A 13,937-nucleotide genomic window follows, 5' to 3' on the forward strand; every position below is an offset into this window, starting at 1 on the left:
CTTCGTCACGCCGGGAAAATACGTGAAAAGACCACGGCATGACCGCTTCTCGTAAGCTCGAGACCGTGGATGTCTTCAGCGAGGTGATCGCGACCGTGCGCACCGGCCAGGCGAAATTCACTCGCACGCGACGCACCGGAGCGTGGGGTAACCGATTCGGCCTCTACCCCGGTGCCGGATTCCATGTGCTCCTGCACGGTTCGTGCTGGCTCACCCCACCCGCGGGCGAACCCATCCCTTTGCACGCGGGCGATGTCGTGTTCCTGCCGCACGGCTCGGTGCACGGTATGAGTGACCGCCCCGATCGAGGTATCGATGAGCTGCCGCCGGAGCCGCCCGGCGGATCGGACGAAGGCCCCGGCAAGCCGACCGCCATCCGCGCGCACCTACTCTGCGGCGCCTACCGACTCCATCGCGGACAAGCGCATCCATTTCTGCGCACCCTGCCGGACGTCGTGCACCTGCGTGCGTCGTCGGGCCACCACGATCTGCGGGCCGCGGTCGACCTCCTCGGCGCGGAACTGGCCAATCCCCGACCCGGCACCCACTCCGCATTACCTGCTCTGATGGACCTGCTGCTGGTGTTCCTACTGCGCGCATGGCTGGACGAGGAGGCGGCCCGCCGGCCCGATCGGGGCTGGCCCGCGGCACTGACCGACCCGCTGCTCGCCGCGGCGCTCAATCACATCCACACCGATCCGGTTCGCCGGTGGACAGTGCGCGACCTCGGTGCCGAGATCGGAATGTCGAAAACCGCTTTCGCGCGCAAGTTCACCGCCATGGTCGGACAACCACCCATGGCCTATCTGACATGGTGGCGGCTCAGCAGCGGGGCCCGGCTGCTGCGCGACACCGACGCGCCGCTCGCCGCGATTGCCACCCAGGTCGGGTACGCCTCGGAATTCGGCTTCGCCAACGCCTTCCGTCGTGAATTCGGCGTAGCACCCGGCCGGTTCCGCCGCGACTCGCGCTCCGCCGGAAGCGACGAACACCAGCTACCGGCGGTCGGTGCGGTGTAGATCGTGACCAGAGCAGTCGAACGTGATCCGGTGCCGCGGTGGGAGTGGATATCGCGACACGCGGATTTCGACGATCTGGAAGCGAGTATCCAGTTACCCTGAGTCGATGCGATCCAGGTTCCATCGGTACGTCCTGGCCGCGCTCGCCGCCGCGGCGTCGACCCTACTGCTCTGTACGCACTCCCCGGCACTTCCACCGATACGGCCGGCCGCCGCCTTGGCGCCGCTGGACGCGGGATTCCTCTGGGGCGTCGCGGCCTCCGGATTCCAGTCCGAAGGCCATGCGCCCGACAGCAATTGGACGCGATACATCGCCGCGAACCCCGAATACGACGAACTGCACGATTCGGTCGACTTCTACGACCGTTACGAGTCGGACATCCGCCTGGCGGCCGACCTGGGCGTGCGGGTGTTCCGAATCGGCATCGAATGGGCCCGGCTGCAGCCCGCGCCGGGGGTCTGGGACGCCGGCGCGTTCCGTTTCTACGACGCGGTCATCGCCAGTATCGTGCGGGCCGGGATGCGGCCGATGATCACGCTGGACCACTGGGTGTACCCCGGCTGGGCCGTCGATCGCGGTGGCTGGCGTAGTCCGGGCATGGTCGACGACTGGCTGATCAACATGCGTATGGTCGTCGACCGCTACGCATCCCGCGATCCAATGTGGGTCACCGTGAACGAGCCGGTCGCCTATATCGTGCACGAGATCCGCAGGGGCGCTGCCGACGCGGCGCAGATGGAGGAGCGGATCGCGCAGGCGCACAACGCCATCTACGACTACATCCACCAGGTTCAGCCCGGCGCCCAGGTGACCAGCAACGTCGGCTATGTCGCCGGCTCGGAGGCCCAGGTCAATGGCGCGCTCATCGACCGCATCGCGGACCGTCTCGACTATGTGGGCGTCGACTACTACTTCGCCTACGATCCGGCGCAAGCGCTGCTCGATTCCATCGTGCGGGCCAGCGGGTCGGCGATGCCGAACCTGCCGGGGCCGCGCATATGGGAGCTGCCGTTGCGGACGGAAGGTATCTACTACGCGCTGCAGCACTATTCGCGCCGCTTCCCGAACAAACCGATCTACATCGTCGAGAACGGAATGCCCACCGAAAACGGCCTTCCCCGTGCCGACGGCTACACCCGCAGCGATCATCTCCGCGACACCGTCTACTGGATCCAGCGCGCCAAGGCCGACGGCATCAACGTTATCGGCTACAACTACTGGAGCATCACCGACAACTACGAATGGGGCAGCTACACACCGCGATTCGGCCTCTACACGGTCAACGTGCGCACCGACCCGACGCTGACTCGCCATCCCACCGATGCGGTAGGCACTTACACGCAGATCGTGGCCGCGGGTGGAGTCCCCGTTGACTACCGCCCCACCCGCGGCCCGGCCATCTGCTTTCTCGTCGATCCACCGGCCAGCTGCCTGGGCCCGGTCGCGGGCCCGTAGCGCGTAACCGCCGCTGAGCGTGCTCCACCCGATCGGGCTGACGAGCGCACGGCTATGGGATCAGCGTTCGCGCTTCATCCACACGCCACCATCGTCGGGTGTGACGGCGATGCCACCCGAGGGTGGTAGGCGAGACAGGCCGCCGATGCGCCTTCCGCGGCCAGGAAGATCACGGTGCGCGCAGTGTCGAGCAGGCCCGTATTCAGTGCGTTCAGGTAGGCGTGCACCGGGGCGGCGGTGTAGGGAGCTCCGGTGGAGGAGTCGAAACCGACGACCGACTGCGACGGGATGACGAGTGCATCCGCCAAGCGGGCGCGGAATCCGAGTGCCTGTGCCGGGGCCAGCAGCACCGCATGCCCCTCGGCGAAAGCTCTGCCGTCGATTCCTTCCTCGTCCAGGCAGGCTCGTACCACCGCCGCGCCCAGCTCGACCGGGTCGTCCTCGCTGGCACGAACAGACATGACAGAACGGCCGTTGGTCCCGGCTTCGCCCAGCGCCACCCAGGCGATCGGCTCGTCCGAGCCGGTGGTGTGGCAGGTGTGCAGCCGTCCGAAACCGCCTGCGGTAGGCGAGCTTCCGAGCAGTAGTGCGGCGCCACCGGCGCTGTACGGGAAATCGGCGACGTCGCGCATGGTCGAGGGGTGGGCGTCGCCCGCGACGAGCAACGCGTACTCCACCGCGCCGGTGGCGAGGAAGGATTCGGCGGTCACGATGGCGTGCAGCAGGCCGGTGGCGCCCTGCATCAGGTCGAAAGAGAACGTCGGCGCACGCCCGGCCTCGTAGGCGAGGCCCAGGCCGATCCGCTTCTGAATGAGTGCCGCTACGGCGGGCTCGGAGATGTTGCTGTCCCGGAAAACTCCCGCGTTGATCAGCATTCCGATCTCGTCGAGGCCGACATTGGAGCGCTCCACGCAGGTGCGCGCCGCTCGGGCAGCCAGTTCGAAGTAGCTGCCGGTGTCGAGGTCGGAGTTCGTCGCGGCCGAGATGATCGTCGTTGCCATGCTCATGCCTCCAAACGGGAGATGGTCGCGGCGAGATATCCGGAGACGGTTCCCGACGCCGCCGGAATCATGACTATCTTCGACCCTTTGGGGATCTTTTGTTGCTTCAGATGCTCGTGCAGTACCAGGAAATGCGAGGTCGAAGCCGTATTTCCGTACTCGTGCAGCACGTTGAGGGCCTGCGGCATCGGCGTGCCGAAATGCCGTTCGGTCAGACCCGATATGTATTCGATGGCCGGCGCGCTGAATTGGTGATGGATCCAGTAGTCGTACTTCTCGCTCTCCCAGGTGCGCCCGGTCTCGGCGAGAAAGTCGGCCATGCGATCGATGGCCTGCTGGTATCGGGCTTCGCTCTGCATGGCGCGGTTGTCGGTGTACATCGCGATCCCGCTGCTGCGGTCACTGGGCATACCGATGCAGTGCTCGGCGCCCTCGGCCGCGGTCATGAGTTCGACGTAGTGGATCTCGTCGCTGTCGTCGCCGCGGTTGTCGAGCACGACCGCGACCGCCGCGTCCCCCACCGTCAACGACGCGAATTGCGGGTCGTAGGGTTCGCTGATCTCGCGGAGAGCCGTCTCGGCGATCGGCGTGATCTGCTCGCCGCTGACCACCAGGCCGTTGCGCACCACACCGGCCTTGATCATGCGGTCCAGGACCATCACCCCGGTGATCATGCCGGCACAGGCGTTCGACACATCGAAATGCCGTGCCGCGTCCGCGCCGATCGCATTGCCCAGCATCAGCGCGAAAGACGGTGCGTAACAGAAGATCTCCTTGCCGCGGGTGCGCGTGATCGAAGCGGAGATGACGACGTCCAGCTCGTCGGCCGCGTAGTCGGAGTGCTGTAGACAATCCTCGATCGCCCGCAACGCCAGTTCGAAGGATGACTCATACCGGTCCGGGTCAGAGTCGTAGACGCGCCGATTCCTGATCCCGGTGATGCCCTCCAGGTCCAATGACCTCGGCACCGCGAGCGCGGCGATCAGATCCTCGGTAGAACGGACGGTCGTCGGCGTGTACGAGCCGATCGACTCGAAACGAGTACGAAGCATGGTCCCCTGCTTTCTGCTTCAGTCGGCGACGAAGGTTGTGATGCTCGTCGGCAACGGTGTCATGGACTGCGAGCTTGCTGCCCTACCCGGACAGCCCGACCAAGGCCGCGCTGACGTCGCACAGCTGCTGTCCGACCGCGTCGTCCTGCGCCAGGCGCGACGGAGTCTTGATGCGGTTCTTCTGGAAGTAGCAGCCGCTGACCGTGGCGAGGTCAGGATCGGTGGCCAGGTAGGTGAGTGCCCGGCCGCCCTCGGCGGCCGAGATCATGAACAAACGCTTGGCGACCGCGACCAAGGGCTGCCCGAACCAAGGCATCGATTCCCAGATTCCGGTCGCCACCGCACCGGGGTGAAAGGCATTGACCGTCACCCCGGTCCCCTCGAGGCGCCGCGCCAGCGCGCGGGCGTAGAGCACATTCGCCAGCTTGGAGCGGCTGTAGGCCTTCTCCCCCGAATATCCCTGCTGGAAGCCGAGATCCGCGAAATCCATGGTGGCACCGAAATGCATGACCGACGAGGTGAACACAATGCGCGACGGGGCGCTGCGCACCATCAGATCGGTGAGCAGTTCGGTGAGGAGGAAACCCCCGAGATGATTGACCGCGAACGTGGCCTCGATGCCATCCTCGGTTTCGGTGCGAGTCTTGTGGTAACCGCCGGCGTTGTTGGCCAGCACATCCAATCGGTCATACGCGGCCAGAACCGCTTTCGCCAGCTGCCGGACCGACGACTGCGAGGCGAAATCGCACTCCAGCGTGTCGACGCCCGCGGCCCCCGCGGACCGAACCAGCTCGGCCGTATCGGCGAGCTTCTCCGGATTCCGTCCGACCAAGACAAGCCGGTTCCCGTCCGCGGCCAACTGCTGAGCGGATTCGAGACCGATACCCGATGTTGCCCCCGTGATCAGGATTGTCTTCATAGCCGACCACCCTGCCACAGAAGTTTCCTCGCGGATTGCTGACACGAGTCGCCGGGACCAAAATCTCCCGATCGCACCCGAACGCGGGATCCCGGAACATAATCGGACGACCGCTCAGGTTGGCGGAACGCGGGCGCGCATCGCACAGGCCGGTTACCGACCCGCGAAGCGGCTGAATGCACGCGCTGCCCAGCGGGCGCCTTGGTGGACGGCCGACCGCTCGGCCGAGCCGCCGTCGGCAAGTTCCCTGCCGGAAATTGCTCCGCGAGCATCGTGGGGAGCTCGCCAACAGCGGCGCGAAATGCGGCGGCCGCCAGCCGTGCTTCCGGGCAGCCGCCGTCGCGCAGGTCGAGCAGCGCGCCGCGATTGCGTCGGCGCCGAGGTAGAGAACGCCGCCGCGGCAAGGCGGTGTGGTGATCATGGCCCGCCGACCCTGCCGCGGGCGCGATGATGGAATCGAACCGACAGACGAGCATCGGGAGGATCGACTATGGACGGTCCGAGGCGTTGTCTGGTCGCGGTCCTCGTCCTATTGGGTGCCGTCGCCGGATGCGGGAGCCCCGCGCATATGCCGCCGCACGACCGGGGCGAGATCGTGTCGACCACTCCCCTGCTCGGTCTGCCAGCCGAACGAACTGCGGCGCTGTTGAACGACGGCGGGATCAACACTCCGGTCCGTAACGGTGTCGACGCGTTTCGCGTCGAGTACCGAACGATCACCCCGCAAGGCGAACCGACCACGGCCAGCGGGTTGGTCGTGCTGCCCCGGAGCGATTCTCGTCGATTGCGGGTGGTCAGCTACGAGCACGGAACCATGGTGCTGAAGAGCGACGCACCCTCCGTCGATACCCGCAACCTGCCCGACCGGCTGCGCACGGTGATGTTCGCGGCCGCGGGCTACGCGGCGGTCGCACCGGATTACTTGGGACTCGGCAACGGCCCAGGATGGCATCCCTACACCCACGCGCCGTCCGAAGTCAGTGCCTCCGCCGACCTGTTACGCGCCGCTGCGGCACTGGCCGCGCGGCACCGTCGCGAGTTGGACCCGAACGTGCTGGTGACCGGCTTCTCCCAGGGCGGTCACGCCGCGATGGCGCTGGGCAAGGCGCTCCAGGCCGGCGCGGTCCCGAGCTTCGGGATCGCCGCACTGGCGCCGGTCAGCGGTCCATACGACCTGCGGCACGTTCAAACCCCCGCCGCACTCGACGGGCGCGTCACCCCGGGCGCCGCGGTCCTGTTCCTCGCCTACTGGATCACATCGATGAATCGGATCCACCACCTTTACGACAATCCGGCCGAGGCCTTCCACCAGCCTTACGCCGACCGGGTCGAGCAGCTCTTCGACGGCACCAAGAACGAGATCACGATCGTGACCTCGTTGGCGATCACCCCGCTGCGACTGCTGACCCCTCGCTTTCTCGAGTGGGCCGCCGATCCGACCGGCGCTGCCGCGAGGGCGCTCGCCGACAGCGATGGCACCTGTGACTGGACTCCCCACGTGCCCGTCCACCTCTACGCCGCCACCGGTGACCACGCCGTTCCCTACACCAACGCCGAGCACTGCCTCCTGGCCCTGCGCAGCGACAACGTCACACTGCACAACCTCGGCGACGTGGACCACTCGGGCACGGCCAGGGTCGCCCTGCCAGAGATCCTCAGCTGGTTCCAGCACCAATTCGCGCCCAACTGACCCCCACCGCCAACCGCGGGCGCATCTTCAGGTGGTGCAGCCGCAACCGGCGCCGACGGTGCCGCAGCCGGTGGTGGTGCCGCGGCGGCAGTGCCGCGACCACGCCAACCCCGCGACGCTCGCAACGATCAAGGCGAAGCCCAGCGGTTGCAGCCACGACCAGGTCAGCAATGCGGCCCTGCCGCCGGCCAGCCCGGTCGCTACCAGAATGGGGCCAGGCAGCAGCCCACGCAGATCAGCGCACCGATCCCGATCGGCGCCCACCAGCGCCGCACCGGGCGGTCTTCAGCAGTCACGACGACGTCCCTCCTGCCCGATCGGAGTCGGTATCGGAATCGAATGGAACTGGGCAGCATGGGTTTTCGCTGCACACCGCCAAATCGTCGCACCCGGCATCCAGTGCGGCACGCAGGGTGTCACGCACCGCGGTGAGTTCGGCGACCTTGGCGTCGATCTCGGCCAGCTTGGCGCTGGCGCGGGCCTGCAACCCCTTGTCCGCGCCGCGCCGACCCAACGGGCTGGCCCCGAGCAGTTCGGCGACCTCCTCGAGAGTGAATCCCAACCGTTGAGCGGCCTTGATCACGCGCAGCACCGTCACCGCCCGTTCCGGGTACAGTCGATGCCCACCCAACGACCGGCCCGGCTCGGCCAGCAACCCACGCCGCTCGTAATAGCGCAACGTTTGCGGGTTTACCCCCGCCGCCGCGGCGAGCTCTCCGGTGCGCAACATCGTGTTCACCGACCCCGGGCATCCAGTGCGGCGTCCACCCGCGCCTCGAGTGCATCCAGCACATCGACATGCTCGGTGGGAACAGTGATGCGCATCAGTGTCCCGGACTCGCCGGCATCGAAGCCGAACGCGAAGAACGAGCAGCAGCTCGACTCCCGGTCCGCCAGATCTCGGCCCGCCGCCTCGGTGCCATCGGCCAGCAGCAACTCCAGACGGGTCGGCTCCGGCCGCACGCTGCGCCGGACGGACGAGGCGAAGAACCGATCGAACTCCGCGACCCGCAACGGGCGCTCGGCGATCGGCAGAGTGCACGCCTCCGGGGCCCAGTCATCAGAAGCAAGATTGATCGTCATGACGCCACGGTAAGCCTGTACCCGGATACAGGATGCAACCCCGAATTCCATCAGAACCGGATCACATACGACTTGCCGCGCTAGGCGCTGCCGCCGCACGTTCGCGTGGTTCGACGCGTGAGCGGAAATCCGGGATCGCAGTCGACCCGCTCGACCCACACGTCCGCGGCGTGCGTTGTTGTGCCGAACCCGAGGCCCCACGTACCGAGCCGCGTCCGGCGGCGAGGCTCTATCGACGGACCTTGCGGACAACTTCTGTCAAAGGCATTGGGCCGCATGAGATCCGGAGACCTCGCCAGCCGTGGATCGCGAGCGGCGCCTCGCGGCGGCGCTCGCGATCCAATGGCGGCCGTGGCGGTTAATTCGATGCCCTCGGGCCGGCACTCGTGGTGGTCGGCGCCGCGGGTTCCGTTGTCGTGGTAGTCGGCTCCGTGGTCGTCGTGGGCGCCGCGACCGAAGAGGAAGCCGGTGAGGTTGCCACCGGCGCTGTGACCGTCGTGCTCGGCGTCTGGGACGACGGCGCCGACGTCGTCGGGACGGGGCTGGTCGGCGCGCTGCCGACGTCGGCCTTCGTGGGGGCAGCGCTCGTGGTCGGCGCCGCGGTCGCGCTCTTGGCCGGTTGACTTGTCGGCGCCGCCGATGAGGTCGCCACCGCCTTGTACGCGGCGGCAAGGTCGGCCGCTTCCGGCTTGGCAGTCGTGTCGACGGGCTCACCCGCCTGCGCCCGCTGCGCCAGGTGGGTCAGCCAGGCAGCCGCATACTCGGCGGATGTCAGCGGCTTGCCATCGGCGGGATCGGCGTCACGCCAGTAGTCGAAGTGGTGACCGGTGTGGTTCGGGCCCAGTGTTTGCTGGTAGGGGTCGCTCATGATCACGGGGATCGTGTTCTGGTTCGTCAGGATCAGACCGATGATCTCGTTCAGCACCTTCTGCGGCAGGTAGGCCAGCGGCGACATCTCGTTGGTCGCGATCGACTCCGCCTTGGCCGGAGCTTTCGTCGGCTCCCCTGGCTTGTACGCCGGATCCGACACCCTCAGCAGTACCTGGAGAAACGTCTCGTCGCTTTGCATCCAGTTCGGCTGCGACTGGATGTCCGCGAACGCCGCGAGGGCGATACGGCTGAGGACAACCGCGACGTCCTGCCCGGTCGCCGGGGTGAGCCCGTCTTTCTCCAGTGCGTCGACGTTCAGCTGCCGTCCCACGTTGACCACCAACTGCAGCAGGGAAATGTTCTCCGGCGCCGCGCAGGTGAGATCGCCGTCGGAGCAGAACGACGCGATCTTGCCGTTCAGCGCGCCGAAGTCACCGCTGGTCCCCGGGAGCGCACCTTGACCCGGTACGGGCTTCGCGCCGTTCTGGTATTGCCGGTCGAAGCCGTCGGGACTGCCGAACGGGTCCTCCGCGCCGGGGAACGGCCCGTCTCCGGCCGATCGACCCGAGTCGGCGAGGATGACGACACCGACGACATCGGCCGGATCCACGATCCCGTATTCGCCGTCCTGGCCGGCTTCCTGATGTCCGATCTTCATCGCGACGCGGCGGACGACGTCGGCGCCCTCGCTGTATCCGACGATCGAGAACTTGGTGTCGGGGCAGGCCTGCGCGATCTCCCGCATCACCTGTTCGGTATTCGCGACACCGGCGGTGACGGCGTCTTCATAGCTGGCCATGTTCGCCGGGTACGCGATGTAGACAGCGGCATACGAGCCCGGATCGACCGCGTCGGCCGGCGCGTTGACGACCGGATCGACCCACTCGCTGCTGTGGTCACCGGACAGCGCGGCGGGCAATGCGTTGCCGTTGGCATCGACAAGCATCTTCGTGGTCCCCTCGACCGGCGTGTCGCCCCGACCGGCGACCGAGATGGTCACCATGTCGTGGCACTCCGTGACGGAGGCCTTGAGTTGCGTGTCTTCGGTGTGCGGTGCCGATGTCAGTGCCCATGAGGCGGCGACGACCGCCGTCACCCCCAACACTGCTGGCGCGACAACAGCCGAAGCGATTCGATGTCGCGCGAAGAATTCGCGGAAAGCCACGTCCTGATCCCCATTCCATCACTGATTAGCAGACGGACAGGCCCCCCGACGAAGCCATGTGCCACCCAGGACGTCGTGGTTGAGCAGGCGAGCGTTACCGGGGCAAATTGTCGACCTTGATGGCATCCCCCTATCTCGGCGCGTGGTTGGGTCCCACTATTGCCGCCGAACAGTTGAATTCGAAGTCAAGTTCAAGTAACGTGCCGCCCACGATCGTGACCAGAGTCACATCGGCTTCGCTCTCGACTTGGAGATAGGTATGACTCCGAACACAGATTCCGGCACACCGGATCAGAAGAAATTACGGCGCCTCATGGCCGCTGCCCTGGTGGGAAGTTCGATCGAATGGTACGACTTCTTCATCTACGGAACGGCTGCTGCCCTGGTGTTCGGCAAGCTGTTTTTCCCCGATTCCTCGCCATTGATGGGTACGTTGCTGTCCTTCAGCACGTTCTGGGCGGGTTTCATCGCCCGGCCGCTGGGCGGACTGGTGTTCGGGCACGTCGGCGACACGTTCGGCCGCAAGCCCGCGTTGGTCTCCTGCTTGATCCTCGTCGCGGCGTCCACCTGCGCGATCGGCATGCTGCCAACGGCCGCGTCGCTCGGGATGGCCGCGCCGATTCTGCTCGTTGTGCTGCGGTTCCTGCAGGGCCTCGCGGTGGGCGGTCAGTGGGGCGGCGTCACCCTTCTGCTCACCGAGACCACCAAGCCGGACCGCAAAGGACAAGCGGGGACCTTCGGCCAGATGGGCGTTCCCCTCGGTCTGCTGCTGGGCACCGGCGCGTTTCTCCTGGTCGGAGCACTTGTCGACAAGTCCGACTTCCTGACCTGGGGTTGGCGCATCCCGTTCCTGGCCAGCGCCGTGCTGTTCCTCGTGGTGCTCTTCATCCAACTCCGCATCGAGGACTCGCCTGAGTTCCGCCGGCTCCAAGCCCGTGCCAGCGAAGCGTCCACCACAATCGCCCAAGCCCCGATTCTGGAAGTGGTTCGGAAGCACTCGAAGCAGGTTCTGCTCGGTGCCGGTCTGCTGTTCGGGACCAACGCGATTTTCTACATCAGTATCGCCGGTGTGCTCGACTACGGCGTCCGGGAACTCGGACTGGCGCGCAATAGCGTATTGGCGGTCTCCCTGGCGGCCTCCGCTATCGGCGTGCCCGTCATCTACCTCGCCGGCTCGCTGTCCGACCGCTTGGGTCGCCGTCCCGTGATGCTCACCGGCGCGACGCTCATGGCGCTGTGGGCATTCCCCTTCTTCTGGCTGGTGGACACCGGCTCACTGGTCGCGATCCTGATCGCGACGACGGTTGGCAGCGGCATCGCCTCCGGGCTGGTGTACGGCCCGCTCGCGGCATATCTCACCGAACTGTTCGAGCCCCGAATCCGCTACTCGGGTATCACGTTGGCCTACCAGTTGGCCGCGATCCTGGTCAGTGGTGGCACCCCGTTCCTCATGACCGCGCTGCTGGCGACGACCGGATCAACGGCAGCGGTCTCCGCTTTCCTTTTGATCATGGCGCTGTGCACGCTCGGCAGTGCTTGGGTACTGCCGGAAACCGTGTCACGCGAGCAGTCCGCGACGACCGACGGGCATGTCTCCGTATCCGTCCAATCCTGACCGATGTCGGATGAGCCGGCGATGTCTCGAGACATCGCCGGCTCCCTACTTTGTCGGTGTTCCGGCCAGGTGCACAGGCGCCGCGGCCACCGAACGCCGCGTGCGCAGGTGAGAGACTATGCGGGTGACCGATGCCGAGGACCGCCCACGCGCGGACGAAACCCGTGCGCGACTACTCGAGGCTGCCGCGACTGCCTTCGCACAGCGAGGCTTTCACGGGTCGACAACGCGCGATATCACTTCGCTCGCAGGTTTGAGCACCGCGGCCATTTACGTGCACCACCGTTCCAAGGAAGAACTGCTTTATCAGATCTCGAAGACCGGTCACCAGGCCACGCTGGATCTCATGCGTGCCGCCGTCGGCTCGGCCGAGGACCCGATCGGTCAATTGATCGCGGTCATGCACGACTTCGCTGAACACCACGCCAAGGCCCATGTCGTCGCCCGCGTGGTGAACTACGAGATCGCCGCCCTCGACGCGCCGCATCAGCAGGAGATCAAGGATCTCCGCCGCGACATCCACGGCGAGCTCCGTACCCTGATCGCGCGTGGCACCGAGACCGGCGTCTTCGATACAGCGGATGCGCATATGGCCGCTACGGCGCTTTTGTCGCTCGGTATCGACATAGCTCGCTGGTATCACGAGGACGGCTCCTGGTCTCCCGAGGACATTGCGAACTTCTACGCGGACCTCGCGCTGCGCATCGTCGGCGCACGTCGTGCGAGCGAGGCGACTTCCCCTTAGAAATGGCTCCCGGCCACCGCGCTGCCGTTCACATGGGCCAGGCGGGAACCGAACCGCATGCTCGTCCGCGTCACCGACCCCGCCGCATTCCTCGTCAACTCAGGCGGGTTCTCACCACCAGCGTCTTGGGCGTTCACGGCATCGATCGGATCGGATTCCCGGCTACGTCTACTTGTTCTCGCCGAGGATTCTCATTTGCATGCCAAAACAACATCGCGGCACAGAAGACGGTCCTCGCCGTCATTCTGCACCGCGATGTCATCAGCACGAGTGATGTGGAGCCTGCTCGCCCGACGGTAGGTCCGTGGGCAGCCTCGTCACAGAGCGAGTACGAGTTTTCCTGTATTCGCTCCGGTGAACAGCATGTCGAGCGTCTCGGCGAACCGCGTGATCCCGCCCTCGACGATGTGCTCCCTGCTCTTGATGCGGCCGTCGGCCAGCCACTCGGAAATCTCGCTGATCGCCTCACCGTAGCGATCGGCGTAGTCGAACACCACGAACCCCGTCATCGATGCCCGGAAGACCAGCAGGGACATGTACCGGGAAGGCCCTGGCGGCAGCTGCTCCGCGTTGTACGCCGATATCGCACCGCAGATCACCACCCGGGCGCCGCGGCGGAGGTTGGCGAGCGCGGCGTCGAGGATGTCCCCGCCGACGTTGTCGAAGTACACATCGATCCCGTCGGGAGCGACTTCGCGCAGCCGTCGCAGGACATCCTCGTTGCGGTAGTCGATCGCCGCGTCGAACCCGAGCTCGTCGGTCAGCACACGGCATTTGTCCTCGCCGCCCGCGATACCGATGACCGTCGCACCCTTGGCCTTCGCGATCTGGCCGGCGACGCTGCCGACCGCCCCGGCCGCCGCGGACACCACGACAGTCTCACCGGCGCGTAACTTGCCCACCTCGAGCAGACCGAAATACGCTGTCATTCCCGGCATTCCGAGTGTGCCGAGCCAGGTCGGCCCCGCTGCGACGCCGAGGTCGACCCGCTGCACATTCCGTCCGTCACTGATCGCGTACTCGGTCACCCCGAATAAGCCGCTCACGGTGTCCCCGACCGCGAAGTCCGGATGCGCGGACTCGACGACGGTCGCGATGTCCAGTGACCGCATGACCTCTCCGATGCCCACCGGCGGCACATACGAACGCACATCGTTCAACCAGCCACGCATGGCCGGGTCCAGCGAGATGTAGTCGACCTTCACCAGAATCTGACCGGCGGTGATGGCGGGCAGCTCCTCGGTTGTCAGACTCCAGGTATCCGCCTCGATTTTCCCGGAGGGCCTTTGTGCAAGCCGCACCTGTTGGGTCTTGGTCACGTG

Annotated in this window: 13 protein-coding genes; 5 read left to right on the top strand and 8 right to left on the bottom strand. The window is 66.3% G+C overall.

The window, feature by feature from the left end; genetic code table 11:
* The first annotated feature begins 38 nt into the window (after positions 1-38).
* Both ACWPXK_RS17705 and ACWPXK_RS17710 read left to right on the top strand, forming a co-directional pair.
* Positions 39-1,019, top strand: a complete 981-nt coding sequence (locus ACWPXK_RS17705; protein ID WP_454197232.1) for an AraC family transcriptional regulator — start codon at positions 39-41, stop codon at positions 1,017-1,019.
* A gap of 106 nt (positions 1,020-1,125) precedes the next feature.
* Complete coding sequence (locus ACWPXK_RS17710) at positions 1,126-2,475, top strand: family 1 glycosylhydrolase (protein ID WP_454197233.1); 1,350 nt, start codon at positions 1,126-1,128, stop codon at positions 2,473-2,475.
* Positions 2,476-2,549: 74 nt separating this feature from the next.
* Here the strand turns inward: ACWPXK_RS17710 and ACWPXK_RS17715 are convergent, their stop codons facing one another.
* The 3 genes from ACWPXK_RS17715 to ACWPXK_RS17725 all read right to left on the bottom strand — a co-directional run bounded on the left by ACWPXK_RS17715 (position 2,550) and on the right by ACWPXK_RS17725 (position 5,447).
* On the bottom strand, positions 2,550-3,476 hold the full coding sequence (locus ACWPXK_RS17715) for a hypothetical protein (RefSeq protein ID WP_454197234.1): 927 nt from the start codon (positions 3,474-3,476) through the stop codon (positions 2,550-2,552).
* 2 nt (positions 3,477-3,478) lie between these two features.
* Positions 3,479-4,528, bottom strand: coding sequence for a 3-oxoacyl-ACP synthase III family protein (locus ACWPXK_RS17720; RefSeq protein ID WP_454197235.1), 1,050 nt, complete (start codon positions 4,526-4,528; stop codon positions 3,479-3,481).
* 82 nt (positions 4,529-4,610) lie between these two features.
* Positions 4,611-5,447 (bottom strand): SDR family oxidoreductase, encoded by an 837-nt coding sequence (locus tag ACWPXK_RS17725; RefSeq protein WP_454197236.1) that lies wholly within the window; start codon positions 5,445-5,447, stop codon positions 4,611-4,613.
* Positions 5,448-5,937: 490 nt separating this feature from the next.
* Between ACWPXK_RS17725 and ACWPXK_RS17730 the strand changes: the two genes are divergently transcribed.
* Positions 5,938-7,137 carry a lipase family protein gene (locus ACWPXK_RS17730; RefSeq protein WP_454197237.1) on the top strand — a complete coding sequence of 400 codons (1,200 nt, stop codon included), beginning with the start codon at positions 5,938-5,940 and terminating at the stop codon, positions 7,135-7,137.
* Between the two features lie 27 nt (positions 7,138-7,164).
* Here the strand turns inward: ACWPXK_RS17730 and ACWPXK_RS17735 are convergent, their stop codons facing one another.
* The 4 genes from ACWPXK_RS17735 to ACWPXK_RS17750 all read right to left on the bottom strand — a co-directional run bounded on the left by ACWPXK_RS17735 (position 7,165) and on the right by ACWPXK_RS17750 (position 10,255).
* On the bottom strand, positions 7,165-7,401 hold the full coding sequence (locus ACWPXK_RS17735) for a hypothetical protein (RefSeq protein WP_454197238.1): 237 nt from the start codon (positions 7,399-7,401) through the stop codon (positions 7,165-7,167).
* Positions 7,402-7,429: 28 nt separating this feature from the next.
* Positions 7,430-7,867, bottom strand: coding sequence for a MerR family transcriptional regulator (locus ACWPXK_RS17740; RefSeq protein WP_454197571.1), 438 nt, complete (start codon positions 7,865-7,867; stop codon positions 7,430-7,432).
* Between the two features lie 5 nt (positions 7,868-7,872).
* Positions 7,873-8,220, bottom strand: a complete 348-nt coding sequence (locus ACWPXK_RS17745) for a hypothetical protein (RefSeq protein ID WP_454197239.1) — start codon at positions 8,218-8,220, stop codon at positions 7,873-7,875.
* Between the two features lie 358 nt (positions 8,221-8,578).
* Positions 8,579-10,255 (bottom strand): cutinase family protein, encoded by a 1,677-nt coding sequence (locus ACWPXK_RS17750; RefSeq protein ID WP_454197240.1) that lies wholly within the window; start codon positions 10,253-10,255, stop codon positions 8,579-8,581.
* A gap of 259 nt (positions 10,256-10,514) precedes the next feature.
* On the opposite strand from ACWPXK_RS17750, the gene ACWPXK_RS17755 reads away from it, so the two are divergent.
* Together ACWPXK_RS17755 and ACWPXK_RS17760 are read left to right on the top strand one after the other, a co-directional pair.
* On the top strand, positions 10,515-11,870 hold the full coding sequence (locus tag ACWPXK_RS17755) for an MFS transporter (protein ID WP_454197241.1): 1,356 nt from the start codon (positions 10,515-10,517) through the stop codon (positions 11,868-11,870).
* Positions 11,871-11,994: 124 nt separating this feature from the next.
* Positions 11,995-12,615 carry a TetR family transcriptional regulator gene (locus tag ACWPXK_RS17760; protein WP_454197242.1) on the top strand — a complete coding sequence of 207 codons (621 nt, stop codon included), beginning with the start codon at positions 11,995-11,997 and terminating at the stop codon, positions 12,613-12,615.
* A gap of 317 nt (positions 12,616-12,932) precedes the next feature.
* Here ACWPXK_RS17760 and ACWPXK_RS17765 read toward each other — a convergent pair whose 3' ends face one another.
* Positions 12,933-13,934, bottom strand: coding sequence for an NADP-dependent oxidoreductase (locus tag ACWPXK_RS17765; RefSeq protein WP_454197243.1), 1,002 nt, complete (start codon positions 13,932-13,934; stop codon positions 12,933-12,935).
* Positions 13,935-13,937 lie beyond the last annotated feature (3 nt).

The organism is Nocardia sp. Marseille-Q1738, from assembly GCF_965283145.1.